Below are 21,017 nucleotides of genomic sequence, written 5' to 3'. Positions count from 1 at the left end.
CGGCTGCCGCCTTAACGGCAGGCGGGCACACAGTTTAGGCGTTTGCTTTTTCTACCATGCCTTCAAGCGCCTTCACGCAATCCTCCATGCATTCACGGCACATCTTTTCGCAACGGCGGCAATGCGCATTATCATGCTTGGCGCATTCTTCCGCGCAGACTTTGCAAGCGATGATGCAGGCTTCCAGCAGAGATTTGATGACGACCGTGTTGCCATGCGTGCGGCGCGCGGCAACGGTGCTGACTGCCTGGCAAATGTCGGAGCAATCCGAACATTTGCGGATGCATTCCGACATATCGCCGCTTTCCGCATTGCAGGCATCCACGCAGGAATTGCAGATCGCGGCGCAATACATTGCGTGTTTCACTGTCTCTGCCAGTTGCTCGTTATAATCTGCACCCACTTGCGGGTGCTCTGAAATCATTTCCTTGATAGACATGGTTCTCTCCTTGATTGTCTTAACAGCGAACAAAAAGCACCGCAGTTCCAAGGAACCGGTTCAGTAATTGGCGGATTGAAAAACCATGCTTTCAGATTCTCTCATGCTCGAAATCGCCGATATCGTTGCCAAGCTGTTCGAGCTGGCAGGAATTGGCGTCATCGTTATCGGCGCGGTTTTTGCCCTGCTGAAATGCGGCGCCGACATTGCCGGAATAAGTCGGCCCCAGGCGGTGGCAGGTGATCGCGATTCCATTGCAGCGTTCCGCAAGACCTTGGGCCGCTCCATTTTGACAGGTCTGGAATTGCTGGTGGCTGCGGATATCATCCGCACTGTCGCGGTCGAGCCGACAATGGAGAATGTGCTGGTGCTGGGCGTGATCGTGCTCATCCGAACATTCCTCAGCTTCAGCCTCGAGGTGGAGATTGATGGCAAATGGCCTTGGCAGCATGCAGCGGCGAAGAATGAGGAATGATTGCGGGTGACAGATGCGCAATTGTGCATGGGCAAACTTGCGCGCAGTAACCTAGCGCGATAAGTTCGCCTTTCGTTCCCTTTCTCTCCGTAATCCCTCCTTTTTCATTCGGATAAGAGCGCCTGCATGGACACCACTGTCATATTCCTCGTTGTGCTTGCCATTCTCACGGGGGCATTAGGCTACTGGCTCGGCGCCCGGCCTCTTGCCGGATTGCAGAGGGAAAAATCCGCGCTTGAGGAGCGAGGTGTCTCTCTGGAGGAACGGGCGCAGGCTCTCGAAGGTGATTTCAAGCGGGCGGGGGCGGAACTTGGCGCGGCGCAAATCGAAATCGCGACTCTCAAAGCCAATGCGGAAAACTTCGACAAGCAGATAGATGCGATGAAGGCCGCCAAGGACGATTTGCTCAACCAGTTCAAGGCGACCGGAGCAGAGGTGCTATCACGCGCACAGGAAAAATTCATCGCCGATGCCGCTGAACGGTTCGGCCATGCTGAAAAGGCGAATAAGGAAGCTGTCGCCAGCCTGCTGAAACCGGTAAATGACAGGCTTACCAAATATGAAGAGCAGGTTGGCTCGCTAGAACGCCAGCGCAGCGATGCATTTGCGCGTTTGCACCAGCAAATCGAGACGATGAGGCTGGGCCAGGAAGAAGTACGCCGTGAAGCGCAGCGGCTGGGCAATTCGCTGACCAATGCACCCAAGGCGCGCGGGCGCTGGGGTGAACGCGCGTTGCAGAATTTGCTCGAACAATGCGGGCTTGCGCAACACACCGATTTTCATCTCGAACAATCGCTTGAAACGGATGAGGGCCGGCTCCGGCCCGATGCCATCGTCAATGTTCCGGGCCAGAAGAAGCTGGTGATCGATTCCAAGGTCTCGCTCAACGCGTATCAGGCCGCGTTCGAGGCCGATGACGATGACGAAAGGCAGCGCCATCTCGCGCTCCACGCCAAATCCATGCGCAACCATGTGCAGACGCTGGGCGCAAAAAGCTACCAGAGCCAGTTTGAAGAAGCGCCCGATTATGTGGTGATGTTCGTGCCGGGCGAACATTTCGTCGCCGCAGCACTCGAAGCCGATCCGCAGCTATGGGATTTTGCCTTCGATAACAAGGTATTGCTTGCTACACCGACCAATTTGGTTGCCATTGCCCGCACCGTGGCGCAGGTGTGGCGACAGGATGCTCTGGCCAAGGAAGCGCAGGAAATTGGCCGCATGGGGGCAGAGCTTTATACTAGGCTCGAAACCGCTGCCGGACATCTGAAGCGGGTTGGCGGTGGGCTGGAGACAGCGGTGTCCAACTACAATAAATTTGTCGGCAGTTTCGAGCGCAATGTCCTTTCCTCTGCCCGTCGGATGCAGGAAAAAGGCATCGAAATCGGCAAGCGCGAGATTGACGATATTCCACAGGTGGAAGGCACGCCGCGTTACACCGCTGCGGACTTGACTGATGAAGAACAATCCCTTCTTTTCGCCAGCCAGGCGCAGCAAAAGGAGCCAGATGCATCATGAAATTCGCCCGCAAATGTGGTGTGGCAATATTCGCCGCAGGGCTGGTTTTAGGCCTTTCTGCCTGTGATCGATCCGATTCCCCTTCAAAAAAGATTGAACGTGCAGCCGAAGATGCCATTGGCGAACTGAAAGGCGAAGACCTTCCGCCGGTGCCGGTTGGCCGCTTTGCACCGCGCGATGAATGTCTCGATCAACCCGGCGCAAGTGAATTTCTCGGATCGCTGGATAGCGCCGTGCAGGCTCGTGACGAACAGGCTTTCCTCGCTCTGGTTGCTGACGATGTCATTCTGGATTTTGGCGGAGGCTCGGGGAAGGCGCTCCTGCGCGAACGGCTCAAGGATGACGATCTGGCGTTGTGGGATGAGTTGAATGAACTGATGACGCTCGGCTGCGCATCGGACGGTGCGCGCATTACGATGCCGTGGTATTTCGCGCAGGATTTTCCTTCAACGCCAGGTGCAGTTGCAATTGTGACAGGGGAATCCGTGCCTCTGCTTGAAGTACCGGAAGACACCACCGAGCCACTGGCGCAAATTTCATGGGATATGGTTGAAGTGTCTTTCGAAGACACAGCGCAGCATGAAAATTTTGCCAAGGTCAGCTGGAATGATGGCAAGGCGGGAACGCGCCCATATGAAGGGTACATTGCAAAAGACAGGCTGCGCTATCTCATTGATTATCGTGTCATCGCTGCGCGGCGCAATGACCGCTGGAGCATCACGAATTTTATCGCAGGGGATTAGTGAGACCTGTTTCAGGTCGCGGCCGTAGCTGCCTATCCATCTAATGAAGCAAGCACTTCATATCCCAGCACCGCAGCAGCCACCGCTGCATTAAGGCTGTCTGCCCGGCCGCGCATGGGCATGGTGACGCGCAGATCACATGCTGCCTCATATTCTTCCGGCAGACCGCGTGACTCGTTTCCAATCAGCACAAAGCACGGTGCCGAATAGGGCGCGCCGCGATAAGCTACGGCATCGCGCAGGCTGGCGGCGACGAGCTGGCCCGGCAATTGTTCTGCATCGCCGCGCAGCCAGCGCAGGAAATCTGACCATGGAGCTTGCGCAACTTGTTGGGTAAATACTGCACCCATGCTTGCCCGCACGGCTTCCACGCTGAAGGGATCTGCGCAATCGTCTATCAGGATAAGCCCACCTGCGCCCAGCGCGTCACCTGTGCGCAGCATCGTACCAAGATTTCCAGGATCGCGCAGTGCCTGTGCAACCAACCAGATTGATGCATTGCTTCTGTCGATCAGCTTGAGGGAGGTATCAAACTCGGCAAACATGCCTGCAACGATCTGCGGGTTATCCTTGCCGGTGATCTTGCCAAGAATGTCGGGCGTCGTTTCGATTATCTCTCCGCCCGCTTCGTCCACCGCCCTTTCCAGCGTCGCAAGCAAAGGATGGGGATCTCGGGCCTCCGCCATCACCAGCATCTCTGGCACGCGCCCGCTGTCCAGCGCATCTGTCAGCAGTCGCAAACCCTCGACAAGAAACTTGCCTTCGCGCCGCCTGTGCTTCTTGTCGCGCAGGCTGCGCAGATGTTTGACGGTGGGGTTGGAATAGCCGGTGATTTGCCTGCGCATGCGACGCGCCGCTCAATCTTCGCCGAAGCCGGCTTCCACCAGCGCCACCAATTCGGCCAGCCGTTCCGGTGCGCTTTCACCTTCAACCGATACGGTCACGGTATCGCCCTTTGCGGCACCCAGCATCATCAGGCCCAGGATCGAAGCACCCAGCGCCTCGTTACCGTCCTTCGCGACAATCACCTTGCAGCCGTTCATCGCGGCGGCAGTGGTAACGAATTTGGCACTGGCCCGCGCATGCAAACCGCGCTTGTTGACGATGATGACGTCCTTGCTGTGCCCGCTCAAGACCTGCACTCCTTCAGGCGTGCTGACCGAGAAACTCGGACGCGATCGTGATGTAATTGCGCCCGGCATCGCGTGCGGCCTCTGCTGCCTGTGACAGCGACATGCCTTTGCGCGCGCCAGCAAGGCGGATGAGCATGGGCAGGTTGATACCAGCAATGACTTCCGTTTCGCCTGGTTTGAGCAGCGAAATTGCGAGGTTTGACGGTGTGCCGCCAAAAAGATCGGTCAGCAGGATTGCACCGGCACCGCTATCGACACGGCTGATGGCATTGGCAATGTCGCCGCGGCGTTGCTCCATATCATCACTGGGGCCGATACAGATGGCGGCGACATCTTCCTGTTCGCCCACGACATGTTCCATCGCAGCGACAAATTCTTCAGCCAGGCGGCCGTGGGTAACGAGAATAATTCCAATCATCGGGAAGACAGGCTCTCCGGGCACGAAATCTTGTGTTTTTCAGGAATGTGGCTTGCCATCACTTTAGCTCTGTACCTTCCACCAGCTCCGCAGCGCGAGATCCCAGATTGCGATGCAGGACCGTGGGCGAAAAGCCCCCATCGCGCAAGACCTGTGCCATCTTCTCCGCCGTGTATACAGAACGGTGTCTCCCTCCGGTACAACCAAAGGCAATATTGACATAGGCTTTACCCTGATCGGCATAGCGCGGCAGCAGTTCCAGCAGCAGGGCGCTGATCTTGTCAAAGGTCGAGGCGAAAATGGCACTTTTCTCGATAAATTCGCCCACTGGTGCATCAAGCCCGGTCTGTTCGCGCAGATCTTTCTGCCAGTGCGGATTATCGAGAAAACGCATATCGAACACCAGATCGGCAGTTGGCGGTTTGCCGCGCGCAAATCCAAAGCTGGATACGGTGACAGTCATGTCCTGCGGGGCGGTTCGCGAAAATTGCTCGCGAATCGTCTGCTTCAAATCATTGGTGGTGAAATCGCTAGTGTCGATCAGCACATCGGCCCAGCGGCGCAGCGGGGCGAGCAATTCACGCTCTGCCGCAATGCCTGAGGCCACCGGAAAATCCTGCGCAAGAAAATGGCGCCGCCGCGTTTCGTTGAAACGGCGTTCAAGTTCATGTCCGCTGGAATCGAGAAACAGGGTGGTGATGGCAACATCACCGTCCTCCACCCAGGCTTTAACCTGTTCAATGATTTTCGCTGGCACGAAGCCGCGGGTCCGGCAATCAAACCCTATTGCGAGCGAATATCCGTCCTTCTCGCGTCCAACCAAGCGTTTAAGCAGGCGGATCGGAAAATTGTCGATCGCTTCCCAGCCCAGATCTTCCAGTTCGCGCAGCGCGGTAGTTTTTCCGGCACCAAGCATTCCGGTGACGAGCAGGATGCGTTGCCGCGTATTCGTGGTCTTCGATACCATCGAGGCGATGTGCGCTTTCGTTAAGCGAATGTGAAGAGCAGACTTAGGGTAGCCCGTGGATTTCCAGTGCCGCTTCGGTTCGCAGGGCCAAAACATCAGTGCCGGGGAAGAGATCGACCTGCGGAACCCGATGCCCCAACAATAATGCCTCGCCATGGCCCAATGGCAGACGCTCAGCCGAATTGGACAGGTTTATAACGATGGCTATTGGAGCAACAGTGGTCGGCACTTCGAGCAGCCCGACATTGCGAATTTCGATCAGACCCTCTGTATTGGGCGGCGGCGAAGCGATGACGCGCGAACCATCCCATTCAAGGGTAACGCCATCGTCACCGATCAATTCTCCCCCACGATCTAGCAGGGTGAGGGCAAGGCTGGATTTACCGCTGCCAGGTTCCCCAAGGATAAGCAGGGCGCGACCACGCATGGCAACGCAGGTCGCATTGGATAGGATTTCAGCCACGCTGGAAGGACTTTCTCATGTCATGCATTACCGTTGGACCGTGCTGACGGCAATTCGAGGACGAGGCAGGCCCCGCAGGTCCCCTGTTCTTCGTCATCGACGCGTAGCGACCCGCCATGCGCTTCGGCAATGGTTCGACCGATGGCGAGGCCAAGGCCGCTGTGATTGCCGAAGCTTTCTTCGTCAGGGCGGTGCGAATGAAAGCGGCGAAAAATCTTTTCGCGTTCGTCTTCGGGAATCCCCGGACCTTCATCGCAAACCCGCGCCTGCACCCTATTATCGACATTATCGAGAGAGATGATGATGCGCCCGCCGTCGGGTGAAAAGGACACTGCATTGTCGAGCAGGTTTTCAGCCACGCGTTCCAGCCGTATCGGAACGCCCATGACGCGTGACGGCGTGTTGTCGCGATGCACCTCCAGCACGCAGTTTTCGGTTTCGCCGCGCTCTTCTTTTCTGGCGACGACATTGGCGAATAATTCGCACAGATCGACGGGTTCGAAGGTCGCGCGGCTCAATTCCGCGTCAATCCGGCTGGCTTCGGAAATTTCGCTCACCAGGCGATCAATCCGGCGAACGTCATGTGCGGCCACGTCAATCAATTGCGCACGCAATTGCGCATCATCGACCTTGGACATGCTCTCAGTGGCGCTGCGCAGCGATGCGAGGGGGTTCTTTATTTCATGCGCCACATCAGCGGCGAAGGTTTCGACAGCATCGATCCGCTGGCGCAGCGTGGCGGTCATATCGGAAACGGCGCGGGCCAACTGACCGATCTCGTCACCGCGCTGATGCATGCGGGGCACTTCGATATCGCGTTCGCGGCCAAGACGGACACGCTGTGTCGCGCTCACCAATCGTCGCAAGGGATCGATGATGGTGGAAGCAAGATAAAGCGAAAGCACGATGGACACGGCAAGAGCGAGCAGGATGATTGTCATCAGGCTGCTGCGCGCCGAGCGCACGGCCTGGGTGATATCTGCGGCGTTGCGGGTGGTCAGCAGGCTGGCGCCATTGATACCGACAGGGGCAGCGGCATTGATGACCGGCGTGCCATCCGGAGCGCGGCGCAATTCGATCTGGCTCAGCCCTTGTTGCCGTACGCGGGCAAGCTCGGGCCAGGAATCTGCAGCGGTGTCGGGCGGCTCGGTATAGGGTGGGGCGGAAGGGGCACCGACAACGAAGTTCACCGCATTATCTGTCCATCGGGCGAAGTCTTCAAGGAATGGTTCAGCCACGGGGTCATCGAAGGCAAAACTTGGCTCATCAAGCTCGAAACTGTCTGCAATCATTGTCCCGCTTGCATCATACATGCGAAGGCGCATCTTCTGTTCGCGCCCGATCTGGCTCAGCAAGGCTTCCTGTCGTTCTTGCGTGGCCCCCGCCAATGCCTCTGCAGTGATCTGCGCCTCGATCCGGGCCAGCTTGAATCGTTCATCGAGCAATTGGCGGCGATAGGAATCAAGAAAAAACAGACTTCCGGCCAAAACCAGCAACGGGATCAGATTCACTGCCAGAATACGCTTTGTGAGCGACTTGCCGAGGGGAAATGGAAGCCGCTCAAACCCGCTCGTCGACATCGGATTTTCAGCCATCCGAGAAACTGTATCCGGCACCGTAAAGCGTTTCGATTGCGCCGAAGTGCGGATCGACACTGCGGAATTTACGCCGTAGCCGCTTGATGTGCGAATCCACAGTGCGATCATCGACAAAGACATCGTCAGGGTAGGCGGCATCCATCAGCTGATTGCGGCTTTTGATCACACCAGGACGCTGCGCCAATGCCTCCAGCAGCAGAAATTCGGTGACGGTCAGGCTGACCGGCCCGCCTTCCCAGGTAACCTGATGGCGCGCCGGGTCCATCGACAATCGTCCACGAACTATAAGACCATTATCCGGCGATGCAGGGTCGCGCGTGGCTTCCTGTCCTTCCTCAACCGGCGCAGCGCGGCGCAGGATCGCCCGAATGCGCGCAAGCAGAAGGCGTTGGCTGAAAGGCTTGGCAATGTAATCGTCGGCGCCCATCGCCAGCCCAGCTTCTTCATCTTCTTCCTGATCCTTGCTGGTCAGGAAAATAACCGGCAGATCGGATTTTGCGCGCAGGCGTTGCAGCAATTCCATGCCATCCATGCGCGGCATCTTGATGTCGAATACGGCAAGATCAGGGGGATTTGATTGCAATGCCGCCAGTGCCGCCTCGCCATCGGAATAGACGCGCGTGGCATAGCCTTCCGATTGCAGTGCAATGGACAAGGTCGTGAGGATATTGCGGTCATCATCTACCAGAGCAATGACGCGCTGACTTTCAGCAGACGCATTGTCATCACCGGACGCATCAATGGCCTTTCCGGACGGTTGGGGAGATGGATTTTCGTCTATTTGCGTCATGTTTGTTCCTGCCTGACTAGGGACTAACTTTTCGCGACGCATTGCACAACTTTGTTGCAGGCTGGCTCGCAATAAAAGCGTGTGATCGCAACGCGAGTGGAAACGTCGAAAAATCGGCTATTCCTTGAGCCGCGAAATTGACGCGGCACCATGCCGCGATTATGCGCTAGGTTGAACCCACGCAAATGCATGCGCTTTTCAGCCATATCTGCTTCGAGGAGCATAACCTTGTCCGCTACGCTATCCGTTCCCTTGTCCGCACAGGGCATTGAAACATCCGCCACTATCCATGCCAATCTAAACCGGCCCGAACTTGTAGAATCCGCCGTCGGCAATGGTGAGGGACTACTGGCGCAGGGCGGTCCACTGGTGGTCGAGACCGGCAAGCACACCGGGCGTAGCGCGAAAGACAAGTTTATCGTTCGCGATGCAGAAACTGAAGACACGGTATGGTGGGACAATAATGCTTCCATGTCGCCAGAGCATTTCGCCGCGTTGAAGCAAGATTTCCTCGCTGCGCTGGCAGATAAGGAAACGCTTTACGTTGCGGATTTGTTTGGCGGATCGCAGCCGGAACATCGCGTGCGTGTTCGCGTGGTGAACGAATTGGCGTGGCACAATCTCTTCATCCGCACGATGCTGTGTCGTCCGACGGCAGCTGAACTGGACGGCTTCGATCCCGAATATACGATCATCGACCTGCCAAGTTTTCAGGCCGATCCGGAGCGGCATGGCACGCGCAGCGGAACGGTGATCGCGGTTAATTTTTCGGAAAAGCTGATCTTGATCGGTGGCACGGAATATGCCGGCGAAATGAAGAAAGGCGTGTTCGGCATTCTCAACTATCTGCTTCCGCCCAAGGGCGTGATGCCGATGCATTGCAGTGCCAATACCGGTTCTGACGGCAAGACCGCAGTTTTCTTCGGCTTGTCGGGTACCGGAAAGACCACGCTTTCCGCTGACGCGAGCCGCACGCTGATCGGCGATGACGAACATGGTTGGTCGGATACGGCAGTCTTCAATTTCGAAGGCGGTTGCTACGCCAAGATGATCCGCCTGTCTGAGGAGGCGGAGCCGGAGATATACGCCACCACCCGCATGTTTGGCACGATCATGGAAAATGTCGTGATGGACCCGGAAACGCGGGAGATGGATCTGGACGACAATTCGCTCGCTGAGAATTCACGCGGCGCCTATCCGATTGATTACATCCCCAACACCAGCGCCGAAAACCTTGGCCCAGTGCCGAGCAATGTCATCATGCTGACTGCTGATGCATTCGGGGTCCTGCCTCCGATTTCGCGGCTGACACCGGATCAGGCGATGTATCATTTCCTGTCGGGCTATACCGCCAAGGTGGCCGGAACCGAAATCGGCGTGACAGAACCGGAAGCGACCTTCAGCACCTGCTTTGGTGCACCGTTCATGCCGCGCCATCCTTCTGTTTATGGCAATCTGTTGAAGGAGCGGATTGCGGCAGGTGGTGTGCAATGCTGGCTACTCAATACCGGATGGACCGGCGGAAAATACGGAGTTGGTCATCGCATGCCGATCAAGGCTACCCGCGCGTTGCTGAACGCAGCTCTCGATGGCGATCTGGACAATGTAGAATATCGCAAGGATTCCAATTTCGGCTTTGACGTGCCCGTCAGCGTCCCTGTTCTGGAACAGGCTGGCATCGATCAATCCATTCTTGATCCGCGCAGCACATGGGCGAACCCTGACGAATATGACCGGGCCGCTGAAAAGCTCGTCCAGTTGTTTGTCGATAATTTCCAGCCTTTCACTGAGCATGTCGATGAAGGGGTTCGCCAGGCAGCGCCGCAGCCTGCCTGATTGGCCTTTGCCGACGCGCATAAGACAAGAATTTACAGTTGAAGAGGAGTGCCCCGCCCGGTGTTGACGCCGGAGCGGGGCCTTTTTTGTGTCACGCAAAACGTCTAGGGTGCCCCACAATTAGAAACATTCAGAAGATCGAATGATGAGCTTGCTAGACGGTATTCTTCGCAACATTGGCGGCGCGCCCGATGACGTGGCAAATCTGGCTGAGAAAGTCGGCATCGATCCCAAGATGGCGAAAAAGGCGATCGCTACGCTGGGGCAGACGCACCAGATGGAGGGCGATACCGTCGAGCTCGCCGCTGCGAAAACCGGGATGGAGAAGAGCGTGCTTTCGCAGATTGTCGAGCAGGTTGGCGGCGAAGGTTCGCTGGGCCAATTCGCCAATGCGATCAAGAATGATCCCTCCAGCCTAATTGGGATTCTCGATAAGGACGGGGACGGCAATCCGCTGAACGATATTGCGGGCATGGCTTCCGGCCTGTTTGCAAAGAAATAGGATGAGCCTGGCGCAAACCCTTCAGCAGAGTGGTGTTGTCGAAAGCATTGCGCGCGAGCTGAACATTGATGAGCAAACTGCGCGAACTGCAACGGGCGCGCTTCTTCCGGCCATTGTGGCGGGCATGGGGCGCAGCTCTACTGCCGGTGGCGGGTCAGCCGATCCGCTTGGCGGACTTGGAGGATTGGCAGGGGCGGTTCTGGGCGGCTCTGCAGGCGGGCTGGGTGGCGGATTGCTCGATGCTGTCCTCGGCAGCAAGCCGACCCCGGTGCAATCCGGCAATGACATTCTGGGCAGCATCTTCGGCTCGAAGGATGTCAGCCGTTCCGTGGCGGGCGAAGTCGCCCACGTAACGGGGCTGGACGAAAGCCTGCTCAAACGCATGTTACCAATCCTTGCGATGGCAGTGATGGGCTATCTGGCGAAACAGGGCCAGCAGGGTAGCTCGTCCGGCAGTGGCGCGGGCGGTCTTGGCGGTATCCTGGGAACTATCGCAAGCGGTCTCGGCCGGCGCTGAGCCGGGCTTTTGCCCCGCAGGATCTGCGCGTCAGGGGGAGAGCGCGGTGTGGACGGTGCCGAACAGCCCCAGGCCAATCAGCATGGCTGCGCCTCCGCGTGAGCTGAAGCGCTGCCACGGCACCGTTGAGCGTGGCACCATGGTCAGCAGCATTGCACCAATCGCACCGATTACCAGAAACGTCATGAACATGAGGCCAGTCCTTGTGTCATGGATTAAGGAAACTGGCACAGTTTTGGTAAAGATGGCGTGCAGAACATTGGTTAATCCTGCTTAAGGCAATGTCTTTTGGATTGCTGGATTAGCTGCCGATATAACGCGTGATATTGCCAGCCAGCACATCAAGCGGCACGTTCCCGCCATCGACCACGGACTGGTTGAAGTCACGCAAGTCATATTGACCGCCCAATGCCACAGTCGCGCGTTCGCGCTGTCGCAGGATTTCCTGCTTGCCGACCATGTATCCGGTGGCTTGCCCCGGCCAGCTGCAATAGCGGTCAACTTCGCTTTCGACTTCCTCGCGCTTATTGCCATTGCGATCCATGAAGAAGCGAATTGATTGTTCACGACCCCACCGTTTGTGATGAAGCCCAGTGTCCACCACCAGGCGGCACGCACGAAACGCCGCGCCCTGGAGATAACCCAATTGCCAAGCGGGGTTATCCTCATAGGCGCCCAGCTCATCACCCAGTTGCTCGGCATAAAGCGCCCAGCCTTCGGAGAAAGAATTGAACGCAAGGATGGAACGGATCAGCGGGAGCTGGTTGGAATATTCGCCTTCCCAGACATGGCCCGGAATGGTCTCGTGGTGGACCAGCGTGGGCAGGTCATAGCGGCGATGCAGATCAGTCGTGCGCAAATTGATCCACATTCTTCCCGGCACCATGCCATCGACTGAACCAGCTCCGCCATAGGCGGTGGGCGCGCCCGGCTCTTCTGCGGGTGGCAGGCGGCGCACTTCCAGATTGCCTGGCGCCACGCGGCGAAATGCCCTGGGCATCTGTGCGCGAATCCAGTCGACCCGTTCCTCGATGAATTCCATGATTTGCGCGCGGCCCGGATTGCCTTCAGCAAATTTGAAACGTTCGTCTTCGGCAAGTTGCGTCATACGTGTGCCGACAGAGCCATCATTGTAACCGATATCGCACAGGATCGGGTCCATGCGGGAATGGATGTCCTCCAGGGTGGACAGGCCCAGTTCGTGAATCTCGTCCGGTCCCATGTCTGTCGTGGTGCTGGATCGCAGCGACCAGGCATACCATTCATCACCCCGGGGCTGTGACCAGATGCCGGGATCGCTATCGGCCGATGCGCGCTGCACCTGCAATTCGGCCAGCTGCGCTTCTAGCGCCGGAGTGATGCTGCCTGTTACGATGGTCTTTGCGCGATCACCCCAATTGCCTGCAATGCCCTTTTCAGCCGTGCGACGGGTGAGCGATTCTACCATCGCGCCGCCTGATCGTGTATCGGCAATCTGGCGGCGCATCTGATCGATCGCCTTGTCCAGAAGGAAATCCGGCGGCACCACGCCGATCGCGCGGGCCTGCTGGATACGTTCTAGCTCACCAGCCAGAACGCCGGGCATCTGGTTTAATCTCGCGACATAGGCTTCTGCGTCGGCGGCGCTCTCTATCGGATGGCTTGAATCCATGAAGCGCGGCAGATCAATATAGGCGCCGACATTCTGAATTACCGCGTAAGGTGCGGTGCGCCAGCTTCCGACTGGAATATCGCCATAGGGCAGGGCAAATCCATCAATTGCAGTGGCATAGGCGCTTTCTACAACTTCAAAGCTGGTGCGCGTAGCAGCCTCGAGCCCTTCTTTCGGAAATGCGCGGGCGCGTTCCAGATCGGCGCGCAGTGTGGCCGCATATGCATTCTGACCTTCCAGAGAGGCATCGGCAAGCTGGCTGCGCAGCGCCGCATGAACGCCGGTATCAACGCCTAGCGAGGTGGCGCGCGTCGGCTCATGGCGCAGCAGGTTCCAGGCGATATCGTCCAGCAATGCTTCTGCCGCGACCTGACCCGAGGCGGTGGCTGGCGTGGTGACACAGCCCGGCATCACGGCAAGCGCGGAGGTCGATCCCAGCGCCGCGATGAAGGAGCGACGGGACAGCGGAAGATCGTTGATGTGTTGCATGGTGTAACTGGTTGCCGATGCAACCGTTGGCGTCAAGCGTTCCTGAAAGCCTTTAACTGACCGACTGCACTGGCGACACGCAATGTCTGAAGCTAGGGAGGTTTCATGTTCGACTTCATCATTTCTGCTGTCATACTAGCGGCCGCCGCACTTTTTGCTGGCGCCGTTTATTTGCATCGCAAGGGCAATAGGAAGCAATCGCTTTTAATGGCGGTGTTGGCAGTGGTGATGATGGTGAATGTGGCAATCTGGATCATCCCCACCGAAGGCGGCGGATCGCTTGCGGAATCCGCCGCCAAGGGAGAAGGTGGATAGATCGCCTTAGTCGGGAATTTGCCAGGTGACGGTGCCGGTATAGGTGCCCACCACGGTTTCTCCTGACGTGCTAGTTGCCGGATCGAAACGCGCGCGCCGTTCAATCAAACGGCAGGTGGCGTTGTCTAGGCTGGCATGGCCGGTAGAGCCGATGATTTCGCAGGCATTCACGCGCCCGTCACTCCCGACCACAATCGGTAACGGGCGAGCCGCGCGTACGGCGCGGTTTGAGAGGGGTCTGACGAGGTTTGAGAGGCAGGCTGGCTGGTCACAATGCCAGCCAGCCTGCCAGCCTTCATCGGATCAGGTAATCGGGCAGCTCGGGTCGAGTCGGAAATCGAGATAATTGTCGACCGATTTCATCAGTTCTTCCTGCTCGTTTTCGAAGAAGTGATTGGCCCGCGGTATCTCATCATGGTGGATGGTGATGTGCTTTTGCGTGCGCAGCTTTTCGACCAGCTTCTGGACGGCCACCGGCTGCACAACCGTGTCGGCAGTGCCCTGCACAAATATCCCGCTGGCGGGGCAGGGGGCAAGGAAGCTGAAATCATACATATTGGCAGGCGGTGCGATGGAGATGAAGCCGCGAATTTCCGGACGGCGCATCAGCAATTGCATGCCTATCAATGCGCCGAAGGAGACGCCGGCTACCCAGGTCACCTGCGCCTCTGGGTGAATCTGCTGCACCCAGTCGAGCGCGCTGGCAGCGTCGGACAATTCGCCGATCCCGTGATCGAAGCTGCCCTGGCTGCGGCCGACGCCGCGGAAATTGAAGCGCAAGGTGGCAAAACCACGATTGACGAAAGTCTTGTAGAGCGATTGGACGATCCGGTCATTCATCGTGCCGCCGCCCTGTGAATGCGGATGCAGAATCATCGCGACGGGCGCGCGGGGGCGCGGACCGGGTGAGAAGCGACCTTCGAGACGGCCTTCGGGGCCGGGAAAAATGACGTGCGGCATGGGCGTATTGGCCTTGCTGGAATTGATATGGTCCGACCGACTGGCGCGGTGGAAGTCGGCGGCTATATAGGGATTATGCCACGTTTCGCAATTGTTCTGACATGACTCGCATTTATCTGGACCATGCCGCCACCACTCCGCTGCGGCCAGAGGCGCGCGTCGTAATGGAAGAAGGCTTCGCCATCTGGGCGAATCCATCCTCTCCCCATGCAGAGGGAAGAGGCGCCCGTGCTGCGCTTGAGGATGCACGGCGACGGTGCAAGGCGGCGCTCGGCTGGGAAGGAGAGCTGATTTTCACCAGCGGCGCGAGCGAGGCTGCGACGCTGGCATTCGGCAATGCCAAGCTTGCGCATACATGTGTCAGCGATGTGGAGCATGATGCGCTTTACCACTTCGTCCGGGACTCAGGTGCCGGGGTTTTGCCGGTCGGACCTGATGGCAAGGTCCAGTTTGAAGCTGCGACAGGCGACGATCGCTCTCTGATTGCGATACAGCATGTGAATTCCGAAGCGGGCACGCGGCAGGACATCGCGCTGCTGGCAGAGGGTGTGCATGATGCATCCGGCCTACTGCTTGTTGATTGCGCGCAGAGTGCGGGGAAGCTTGATATTCCCCTTTGTGCGGACATGGTCATCCTTTCGGCGCACAAATTTGGCGGACCTATCGGCATTGGCGCTTTGCTGGTGAAGGATTTTGCCATGCTCAATCCTTCCGGCGGGCATGAACGTGGCTATCGGCGCGGGACCGAAAATTTGCCCGGTGCACTGGGCATGGCGGCCGCACTGGAACAATGCGACTGGGAAACCACATCAAGGCATCGCGCTGATTTTGCAGGCAAGCTTGGCAATGACCTGCAACGGATTGGTGAACAGGTCGATTATATCCTGCCCCTTACCCACCCTGAAATGAGCGCGCAGGCCCTGCTCATCCGGCTAGATGCGATGGGTTTTGCAGTTTCGGCAGGCAGCGCATGTTCCTCTGGCTCACTGAAGCCCAGCCGCGTTCTGCAGGCCTTCGGACTGGATGAGGGTATTGCGCGGCGCACCATCCGCGTTTCGCTCGGCTGGAACACCAAGCCGAATGACCTTGATGCCTTCACCGACGCATGGGCGTCACTAGCGTGATAATTCGCGGGTTGCGGGTTTGGTTTCACCTGTAATCAGACTATAGGCTGCATATGATATATCTCGACTATCAGGCTACAACTCCGCTCGCGCCAGAGGCGCGTGATGCAATGTTGAAATGGCTCGACGGACCGGACGGCAGCGGCTTCGGCAATCCGCACAGTCCCCATCGCATGGGGCGCATGGCAGCTGCTGCGGTTGAACTGGCGCGCGAACAGGTTGCCGCACTACTGCCTCCGGGTGGGAAGGTGCATTTCACCGGAAGCGCTTGCGAGGCGATCAATCTTGCAATGCGCGGCGCTCCGGGCAAGGGCGCAATAAGCGTTACGTCAATAGAGCATGCCGCCGTGATCGATACGGCCCGCGCGCTGGGTAATTGCCATGAACTCAACGTCGGCGCGGACGGCCAGTGCAATGTCAAACAGGATATTCCCGCCAATACAAAGCTTGTCGCCGTCATGCAGGTGAACAATGAAATCGGCGTTGTCCAGCCGACAGTTGAATTTCATCGGAAGGCGAAGGAGGCTGGCGCCCTGTTTTTTACCGATGCAGTGCAATCAGCGGGCAAGATGCCAGTGACCGGCGCTGATCTCATAGCCATCAGCGCGCATAAGATGCACGGGCCAAAAGGCATCGGTGCGCTGTGGGTGCGCGATGGCATAGAGCTTGATCCGCAGATCACAGGCGGATTGCAGGAAGATGTCCGATCAGGCACGCTCTCCCCTGCATTGTGCGCCGGATTTGGTGCCGCAACCGCCATTGCACTGGAACGGTCGGAGGAAGATGCAGCGCATGCACAGGCATTGTGGGATCGTGCGCGCGAATTGTTTCACGAATGGACGCTCAACGGCAGCGCAGAGGCGCGCTGGCATGGCAATCTCAATATCCGCATGGACGGCATTGACGTTGCCCGTTTGATGAGCGATTGCCGCGACATCATGTTTTCCGCCGGTTCTGCGTGCGCCAGCGGATCAGGGCGGCCAAGCCATGTGCTCAAGGCCATAGGTCTGTCGGATGCACAGGCGAAATCGTCGATCCGGCTTGGCTGGGGACGCTATAGTTCGATGGAAGAGCTTGAAGCCGTCGCTGGAATGATTAACAATGCTGCAGCGCAGCAGGGATAGGCACGATCAGGATTACCTTCATTACCCGAGATAGCGAAAAAGTAGAGGTAACCGCTTCGCCGGGCGATCGCCTGCTGGAAGTGGCGCAGGCTGCCGGAATGCCGCTGGAAGGGACATGTGAAGGGCAGTTGGCCTGCTCAACCTGTCACGTCATCGTGGGGCGCGAATGGTTCGCCAAATTGCCCGAAGCGATTGAAGATGAAGAAGATATGCTCGACCTTGCAGCCGATGTGCAGGCTACCAGCCGCCTGTCCTGCCAGATTGTGCTGACTGAAGAACTGGATGGCCTGATCGTCAGCATCCCGTCCGGCAGTGTGGACGTGCAAGGCTTCTGAAACCTGACCTGATTGACAAAATGCGGCCCTGCGGCAAATATTGATTTGTGCAGGGGGGAGCATGATGACCACAGCAATATTGCGCCGCAATAATGTAAATGTGCGCGGCGATGGTTCGCGTGCGATGGTATTTGCCCATGGCTTTGGCTGCGATCAGACAATGTGGCGCGATGTGTCCGATCATTTCGAAACAGAATTCAAGGTTGTCCTGTTCGATTATGTCGGTGCCGGCCTCTCGGATTTATCAGCCTATGACGGCGTTAGATATTCCACGCTTCAGGGTTATGCCGATGATGTTGTGGAGATCGGCCGCGCGTTGGATCTGCAGAATGCAGTATTTGTCGGCCACTCGGTCAGTTCAATGATCGGGGCACTTGCCGACATTGCCGCGCCAGGCATGTTTTCCGATCTCGTCATGGTAGGCCCGTCGCCGCGCTATATTGATGATGGTGATTACAAGGGCGGGTTTTCGCAGGATCAGGTCAATGAATTGCTTGATTTTCTGGCAGAAAATCATCTGGGCTGGTCTGCCGCGATGGCGCCCGCTTTTGTCGGAAATGCCGAAAGGCCTGAATTGGGTGAGCGGCTGACCAATAGTTTTTGCAGCACCGATCCGGATATTGCCCGCGAATTTGCCGGCGTGACTTTCTTCTCGGACAATCGAGAGGATTTGTGCCGCGTCAAAGCGCGCAGCCTTGTACTCCAGTGCCAGCAGGACATCATCGCGCCAGAGTGTGTTGGCGAATATGTCCATGCCCATCTGGAAAATAGTGAATATAAATTGCTCGACGCAACCGGCCACTGCCCTAACCTTAGCGCGCCTGCCGAGGTCATTGCAGCCATTCGAGCCTTTGTCTGAGCCGGGGCCATCGGAGGATCTTCAGGATCTCTATGATAACGCGCCATGCGGCTATCTGTCGCTGACGCCTGACGGCCATATCGTCAAAATCAATGCGACCTTGCTTGGCTGGCTGGGTTACAGCTCGCAAGATCTGATGGATCGGCACGTCCATGATTTTCTCAGTTTCGGCGGCAAATTGGCGTTCGAAACGCATCTCGCGCCGCTCCTGCGCCTGCAGGGCTTCGTGCATGAGATAGCGCTTGATTTGGTAGATGCCTCCGGCGAAAAACTGCCCGTTATCGCCAATTCGGCTGAGCGGCGCGGGGCAGCAGGAGAGCATCTTTTCACCCGCATGACAGTGTTTCGCGCAGTTGATCGCCGCATGTTTGAGCGCAACCTCATGGATGCTAAGGCCAAAGCAGAGGCGCTGGCGCAGGAAGAGCACGAAGCAACCATGCTGCGCGAACAGTTTATTGCCGTGCTGGGCCATGATCTGCGCAATCCGCTGGCTGCGCTGAAAGCGGGAACGGGCCTGTTGCGCCGGCCATCCCTGGATGATGCCATGCGCGGCCGTGTTCTTGAAGAGATGGAGGCAAGCATCGCTCGTGCAAACGGACTGATCAGCGATGTGATGGATTTTGCCCGCGGGTGGTTGGGAAGTGGCCTGCCTGTCGATCTGCTGGATGGCGCTCCGGTGCGTGAAGCACTGGAGCAGGTGGTGATGGAACAGCGTCGGATCAGCGATGACAAGACGATTGAAGTCGCACTTGATTTGACCCATTCGATTAGATGCGATTCCCGCCGGATCGCGCAATTGGCGGCCAATCTGTTGGCCAATGCAGTCAGTCATGGGTCGGCAAATCAATCGATAAGACTGTCAGCTTCCACAACACCCGACAGCTTTGAGCTTTGCGTCTCCAACTCAGGCGAACCCATTCCCGAAGATGCGCAGAACCATTTGTTCGAACCCTTCTTTCGCGCCGATTTTTCGGCCAGAGAGAAGGGCTTGGGGCTGGGGCTGTTCATCGTGAATGAGATCGCCAGCGCACATGGTGGATCAATGAAGGTCACGTCTGACGCGCAGGAAACCTGCTTTACATTCGCCATGCCGCGCGCCACCAGCGATTAGACCATCGCTGTCGGCGCGCAATCAGGTGGTCGTGGCCGCGATGCTGGCCGCACCACGCCTCCCGATCCGCCTGAAGCCATAGATGCTTACGCCAATGGGAATGGCAATTGTGCCGAGCACGATGGCAATAGCCAGCAGATAACCCAGAATGCTCCCGATCGAGCCAATCGCTGTTTTGACAGGTCCGAGAAAGTCATTGGCAGACGCTGCGGCGGTCGAATAGTTGATATGGATGCGGGTGAAGGCCACGCGTTGCCGCATTTCCGCCAGCCAGCTGCGCGCCTGATCGATCTCTTCGTTGATCTGGGCGACGCTGCGTTCGGCGGCAACCAGTTCCTCGACACTTCCCTGCCGCGTGCGCAGGACTTCCATCATGCGATCGCGCAAGGCAATCCGGCTGCGCAGGCGCGCTTCGGTATCGACCATGTTCTTGGTCAGATCTTCTCCGGTAATTGCCGCTGAAACCTGTTCTCCGCCGGTATGTTCAGTTGCGGAGCCAAGTTGCGCGCCGAATGATCGCGCCTCATTGGCGATCACGGCAAGTTCCAGCCGTCCGCTGGCATAACCATCATCAATCCTGCCAGAACGGCTCTGCGACACGATCTGGCAGACATAGGGACCTTTCGTCTCACACATATCGGCGTGCCGTTCCTGCAAGCTGGCAATGTCCTGCGCTCCAAGGCGAAAGCCATAATCGTAGATATAGGCCATGCGCGGCAGGCTGATGGGAATATCGGGCCGCGTTTGCAGGGCCGCGATCTCGGCTGACCCGGCTGTGTCTGCGCTTTCGCTCTCGTCGGCCTGAAGCACGCTTTCGTTAACCATTTCCGGTGATGCCATGTCGGTCGTAGTGCGGGGTTCTGAATTATCACTGCATCCCGCGAGAGATATACAAGTCAGGGCTACACCAATCAAAAAACCTCTCTGCCGCATTGTGGCCTCCTTTTTGCCATAATTTCGCCATATTTGCCTTATTTGAGGCATCAAGGCAAGCACGCCACGTTTTCTGGGTGATGGCAGTCGACGAAAAAGGCCCCGCCGCATCGCTGCAACGGGACCTTCTCCAGCCCGATATCCTGGGAGGGGGGTGAGGATCAGGCGGCTTTTTGTGCGTCTCCGGATGGATCCGTCTGTTTAAGCTGTGCGATAAGCGCATCGCAGAAAGCGGGAATGTCTCCCGGATTGCGACTGGTGATCAGATTGCCGTCAATGGCCACTTCCTTGTCGACGACATCAGCTCCGGCATTGGCCAGATCGGTGCGCAGGCTCGGCCAACTGGTCACTTTCTTGCCGGTTATGACATCGGCTTCAGCCAGCAACCATGGTCCGTGGCAAATTGCGGCGACAGGTTTGCCCTGCACGCAAAAATCTCCGACCAGTTGCACGGCCTTTTTATTCATGCGCAGAATATCTGGATTGATTTGGCCGCCGGGCAGCACCAGCGCATCAAATTCGCTGGCTTCCGCTTCATCCACGGTGAGATCAACCGAAACGGGATTCCCCCATTCCTTGTCTGAAAACCCGCGAATTTCGCCATCTTCGGGGCTGACGACAATCGCCTCATACCCTGCGTCTTCCAGTGTGGCCTTGGGCTGTTCCAGTTCGGATTGTTCAAACCCGTCTGTCGCCAAAATCATGATACGTTGCGGCATG

26 protein-coding genes are annotated in these 21,017 nt (G+C 57.6%); 12 read left to right on the top strand and 14 right to left on the bottom strand.

Annotated elements, in window-relative coordinates; all coding sequences use genetic code 11:
- Window positions 1-34: 34 nt before the first annotated feature.
- Window positions 35-439, bottom strand: coding sequence for a four-helix bundle copper-binding protein (locus tag CP97_RS11110; protein WP_048885997.1), 405 nt, complete (start codon window positions 437-439; stop codon window positions 35-37).
- A gap of 85 nt (window positions 440-524) precedes the next feature.
- Here CP97_RS11110 and CP97_RS11105 point away from each other — a divergent pair, with 85 nt between their 5' ends.
- The 3 genes from CP97_RS11105 to CP97_RS11095 all read left to right on the top strand — a co-directional run bounded on the left by CP97_RS11105 (window position 525) and on the right by CP97_RS11095 (window position 3,172).
- The gene (locus tag CP97_RS11105; protein WP_227819589.1) at window positions 525-914 is read left to right on the top strand and encodes a DUF1622 domain-containing protein; all 390 of its coding nucleotides are present in this window, start codon (window positions 525-527) and stop codon (window positions 912-914) included.
- A gap of 126 nt (window positions 915-1,040) precedes the next feature.
- Window positions 1,041-2,429 (top strand): DNA recombination protein RmuC, encoded by a 1,389-nt coding sequence (locus tag CP97_RS11100; protein ID WP_048885996.1) that lies wholly within the window; start codon window positions 1,041-1,043, stop codon window positions 2,427-2,429.
- Window positions 2,426-3,172: a hypothetical protein gene (locus CP97_RS11095; protein WP_048885995.1), complete on the top strand. Its 747-nt coding sequence runs from the start codon at window positions 2,426-2,428 to the stop codon at window positions 3,170-3,172. Before CP97_RS11100 ends, CP97_RS11095 begins: the two co-directional genes overlap by 4 nt.
- A 32-nt stretch (window positions 3,173-3,204) precedes the next feature.
- Here the strand turns inward: CP97_RS11095 and CP97_RS11090 are convergent, their stop codons facing one another.
- Genes CP97_RS11090 through CP97_RS11060 form a run of 7 tightly spaced genes read right to left on the bottom strand, consistent with a single transcriptional unit; the run spans window position 3,205 to window position 8,541 of the window.
- Entirely contained in the window at window positions 3,205-4,017 is an 813-nt protein-coding gene (locus CP97_RS11090; protein WP_048885994.1) for a TrmH family RNA methyltransferase, read from the bottom strand.
- A 12-nt stretch (window positions 4,018-4,029) separates the two neighbouring features.
- A complete protein-coding gene (locus CP97_RS11085) occupies window positions 4,030-4,305 on the bottom strand; it encodes an HPr family phosphocarrier protein (RefSeq protein ID WP_048886953.1) in 276 nt (91 codons plus the stop codon).
- A 13-nt stretch (window positions 4,306-4,318) separates the two neighbouring features.
- Window positions 4,319-4,723, bottom strand: a complete 405-nt coding sequence (locus CP97_RS11080; protein WP_048885993.1) for a PTS sugar transporter subunit IIA — start codon at window positions 4,721-4,723, stop codon at window positions 4,319-4,321.
- 58 nt (window positions 4,724-4,781) lie between these two features.
- A complete protein-coding gene (rapZ, locus tag CP97_RS11075; RefSeq protein ID WP_048885992.1) occupies window positions 4,782-5,690 on the bottom strand; it encodes an RNase adapter RapZ in 909 nt (302 codons plus the stop codon).
- A gap of 43 nt (window positions 5,691-5,733) precedes the next feature.
- Window positions 5,734-6,153 (bottom strand): HPr kinase/phosphorylase, encoded by a 420-nt coding sequence (locus tag CP97_RS11070; RefSeq protein ID WP_227819588.1) that lies wholly within the window; start codon window positions 6,151-6,153, stop codon window positions 5,734-5,736.
- Window positions 6,154-6,173: 20 nt separating this feature from the next.
- On the bottom strand, window positions 6,174-7,748 hold the full coding sequence (locus tag CP97_RS11065; RefSeq protein WP_048885991.1) for a stimulus-sensing domain-containing protein: 1,575 nt from the start codon (window positions 7,746-7,748) through the stop codon (window positions 6,174-6,176).
- Window positions 7,741-8,541, bottom strand: coding sequence for a response regulator transcription factor (locus CP97_RS11060; RefSeq protein ID WP_082863805.1), 801 nt, complete (start codon window positions 8,539-8,541; stop codon window positions 7,741-7,743). Before CP97_RS11060 ends, CP97_RS11065 begins: the two co-directional genes overlap by 8 nt.
- A gap of 228 nt (window positions 8,542-8,769) precedes the next feature.
- Here CP97_RS11060 and CP97_RS11055 point away from each other — a divergent pair, with 228 nt between their 5' ends.
- From CP97_RS11055 to CP97_RS11045, 3 genes are all read left to right on the top strand, one after another.
- Window positions 8,770-10,377: a phosphoenolpyruvate carboxykinase gene (locus CP97_RS11055; RefSeq protein ID WP_082863803.1), complete on the top strand. Its 1,608-nt coding sequence runs from the start codon at window positions 8,770-8,772 to the stop codon at window positions 10,375-10,377.
- Window positions 10,378-10,519: 142 nt separating this feature from the next.
- Window positions 10,520-10,879: a hypothetical protein gene (locus tag CP97_RS11050; protein ID WP_418202068.1), complete on the top strand. Its 360-nt coding sequence runs from the start codon at window positions 10,520-10,522 to the stop codon at window positions 10,877-10,879.
- Between the two features lies 1 nt (window position 10,880).
- Window positions 10,881-11,396 carry a DUF937 domain-containing protein gene (locus CP97_RS11045; RefSeq protein WP_048885988.1) on the top strand — a complete coding sequence of 172 codons (516 nt, stop codon included), beginning with the start codon at window positions 10,881-10,883 and terminating at the stop codon, window positions 11,394-11,396.
- Between the two features lie 30 nt (window positions 11,397-11,426).
- Here the strand turns inward: CP97_RS11045 and CP97_RS16310 are convergent, their stop codons facing one another.
- Both CP97_RS16310 and CP97_RS11040 read right to left on the bottom strand, forming a co-directional pair.
- The gene (locus tag CP97_RS16310) at window positions 11,427-11,588 is read right to left on the bottom strand and encodes a hypothetical protein (protein ID WP_161485461.1); all 162 of its coding nucleotides are present in this window, start codon (window positions 11,586-11,588) and stop codon (window positions 11,427-11,429) included.
- A 109-nt stretch (window positions 11,589-11,697) separates the two neighbouring features.
- Window positions 11,698-13,536, bottom strand: coding sequence for a DUF885 domain-containing protein (locus tag CP97_RS11040; protein WP_048885987.1), 1,839 nt, complete (start codon window positions 13,534-13,536; stop codon window positions 11,698-11,700).
- A gap of 105 nt (window positions 13,537-13,641) precedes the next feature.
- On the opposite strand from CP97_RS11040, the gene CP97_RS11035 reads away from it, so the two are divergent.
- Window positions 13,642-13,851, top strand: coding sequence for a hypothetical protein (locus tag CP97_RS11035; RefSeq protein ID WP_048885986.1), 210 nt, complete (start codon window positions 13,642-13,644; stop codon window positions 13,849-13,851).
- A 6-nt stretch (window positions 13,852-13,857) separates the two neighbouring features.
- Here the strand turns inward: CP97_RS11035 and CP97_RS15945 are convergent, their stop codons facing one another.
- Window positions 13,858-14,043, bottom strand: a complete 186-nt coding sequence (locus CP97_RS15945) for an energy transducer TonB (RefSeq protein WP_227819587.1) — start codon at window positions 14,041-14,043, stop codon at window positions 13,858-13,860.
- 111 nt (window positions 14,044-14,154) lie between these two features.
- Window positions 14,155-14,811 carry an alpha/beta hydrolase gene (locus tag CP97_RS11030; RefSeq protein ID WP_048885985.1) on the bottom strand — a complete coding sequence of 219 codons (657 nt, stop codon included), beginning with the start codon at window positions 14,809-14,811 and terminating at the stop codon, window positions 14,155-14,157.
- A 101-nt stretch (window positions 14,812-14,912) separates the two neighbouring features.
- Between CP97_RS11030 and CP97_RS11025 the strand changes: the two genes are divergently transcribed.
- The 5 genes from CP97_RS11025 (at window position 14,913) to CP97_RS11005 (ending at window position 19,364) form a co-directional block, all read left to right on the top strand.
- Window positions 14,913-15,935: a cysteine desulfurase family protein gene (locus CP97_RS11025; RefSeq protein WP_082863801.1), complete on the top strand. Its 1,023-nt coding sequence runs from the start codon at window positions 14,913-14,915 to the stop codon at window positions 15,933-15,935.
- 53 nt (window positions 15,936-15,988) lie between these two features.
- Window positions 15,989-17,059, top strand: coding sequence for a cysteine desulfurase family protein (locus tag CP97_RS11020; protein WP_048885984.1), 1,071 nt, complete (start codon window positions 15,989-15,991; stop codon window positions 17,057-17,059).
- 5 nt (window positions 17,060-17,064) lie between these two features.
- A complete protein-coding gene (locus tag CP97_RS11015; protein WP_048885983.1) occupies window positions 17,065-17,394 on the top strand; it encodes a 2Fe-2S iron-sulfur cluster-binding protein in 330 nt (109 codons plus the stop codon).
- 61 nt (window positions 17,395-17,455) lie between these two features.
- Window positions 17,456-18,253 (top strand): alpha/beta fold hydrolase, encoded by a 798-nt coding sequence (locus tag CP97_RS11010; RefSeq protein WP_227819586.1) that lies wholly within the window; start codon window positions 17,456-17,458, stop codon window positions 18,251-18,253.
- Window positions 18,246-19,364, top strand: a complete 1,119-nt coding sequence (locus CP97_RS11005; protein WP_063612426.1) for a PAS domain-containing sensor histidine kinase — start codon at window positions 18,246-18,248, stop codon at window positions 19,362-19,364. The genes CP97_RS11010 and CP97_RS11005 overlap by 8 nt, the downstream gene beginning before the upstream one ends.
- A 21-nt stretch (window positions 19,365-19,385) precedes the next feature.
- Here CP97_RS11005 and CP97_RS11000 read toward each other — a convergent pair whose 3' ends face one another.
- Together CP97_RS11000 and CP97_RS10995 are read right to left on the bottom strand one after the other, a co-directional pair.
- Entirely contained in the window at window positions 19,386-20,189 is an 804-nt protein-coding gene (locus tag CP97_RS11000) for a DUF4349 domain-containing protein (protein ID WP_227819585.1), read from the bottom strand.
- Between the two features lie 269 nt (window positions 20,190-20,458).
- Window positions 20,459-21,016, bottom strand: coding sequence for a type 1 glutamine amidotransferase domain-containing protein (locus tag CP97_RS10995; RefSeq protein WP_048886946.1), 558 nt, complete (start codon window positions 21,014-21,016; stop codon window positions 20,459-20,461).
- Window position 21,017: the final 1 nt, after the last annotated feature.

Source organism: Aurantiacibacter atlanticus, assembly GCF_001077815.2.
Lineage (GTDB): Bacteria > Pseudomonadota > Alphaproteobacteria > Sphingomonadales > Sphingomonadaceae > Alteraurantiacibacter > Alteraurantiacibacter atlanticus.
This window is presented reverse-complemented; position numbering and strand designations above follow the sequence as displayed.

Bases quoted from the DNA above. Each gene is read 5' to 3' on its own strand.
- CP97_RS11110 (WP_048885997.1), bottom strand. From the start codon at position 439: ATGTCTATCAAGGAAATGATTTCAGAGCACCCGCAAGTGGGTGCAGAT.
- CP97_RS11105 (WP_227819589.1), top strand. From the start codon at position 525: ATGCTTTCAGATTCTCTCATGCTCGAAATCGCCGATATCGTTGCCAAG.
- CP97_RS11100 (WP_048885996.1), top strand. From the start codon at position 1,041: ATGGACACCACTGTCATATTCCTCGTTGTGCTTGCCATTCTCACGGGG.
- CP97_RS11095 (WP_048885995.1), top strand. From the start codon at position 2,426: ATGAAATTCGCCCGCAAATGTGGTGTGGCAATATTCGCCGCAGGGCTG.
- CP97_RS11090 (WP_048885994.1), bottom strand. From the start codon at position 4,017: ATGCGCAGGCAAATCACCGGCTATTCCAACCCCACCGTCAAACATCTG.
- CP97_RS11080 (WP_048885993.1), bottom strand. From the start codon at position 4,723: ATGATTGGAATTATTCTCGTTACCCACGGCCGCCTGGCTGAAGAATTT.
- rapZ (WP_048885992.1), bottom strand. From the start codon at position 5,690: ATGGTATCGAAGACCACGAATACGCGGCAACGCATCCTGCTCGTCACC.
- CP97_RS11065 (WP_048885991.1), bottom strand. From the start codon at position 7,748: ATGGCTGAAAATCCGATGTCGACGAGCGGGTTTGAGCGGCTTCCATTT.
- CP97_RS11060 (WP_082863805.1), bottom strand. From the start codon at position 8,541: ATGACGCAAATAGACGAAAATCCATCTCCCCAACCGTCCGGAAAGGCC.
- CP97_RS11050 (WP_418202068.1), top strand. From the start codon at position 10,520: ATGATGAGCTTGCTAGACGGTATTCTTCGCAACATTGGCGGCGCGCCC.
- CP97_RS11045 (WP_048885988.1), top strand. From the start codon at position 10,881: ATGAGCCTGGCGCAAACCCTTCAGCAGAGTGGTGTTGTCGAAAGCATT.
- CP97_RS16310 (WP_161485461.1), bottom strand. From the start codon at position 11,588: ATGTTCATGACGTTTCTGGTAATCGGTGCGATTGGTGCAATGCTGCTG.
- CP97_RS11040 (WP_048885987.1), bottom strand. From the start codon at position 13,536: ATGCAACACATCAACGATCTTCCGCTGTCCCGTCGCTCCTTCATCGCG.
- CP97_RS11035 (WP_048885986.1), top strand. From the start codon at position 13,642: ATGTTCGACTTCATCATTTCTGCTGTCATACTAGCGGCCGCCGCACTT.
- CP97_RS11030 (WP_048885985.1), bottom strand. From the start codon at position 14,811: ATGCCGCACGTCATTTTTCCCGGCCCCGAAGGCCGTCTCGAAGGTCGC.
- CP97_RS11025 (WP_082863801.1), top strand. From the start codon at position 14,913: ATGACTCGCATTTATCTGGACCATGCCGCCACCACTCCGCTGCGGCCA.
- CP97_RS11020 (WP_048885984.1), top strand. From the start codon at position 15,989: ATGATATATCTCGACTATCAGGCTACAACTCCGCTCGCGCCAGAGGCG.
- CP97_RS11010 (WP_227819586.1), top strand. From the start codon at position 17,456: ATGATGACCACAGCAATATTGCGCCGCAATAATGTAAATGTGCGCGGC.
- CP97_RS11000 (WP_227819585.1), bottom strand. From the start codon at position 20,189: ATGGTTAACGAAAGCGTGCTTCAGGCCGACGAGAGCGAAAGCGCAGAC.
- CP97_RS10995 (WP_048886946.1), bottom strand. From the start codon at position 21,016: ATGCCGCAACGTATCATGATTTTGGCGACAGACGGGTTTGAACAATCC.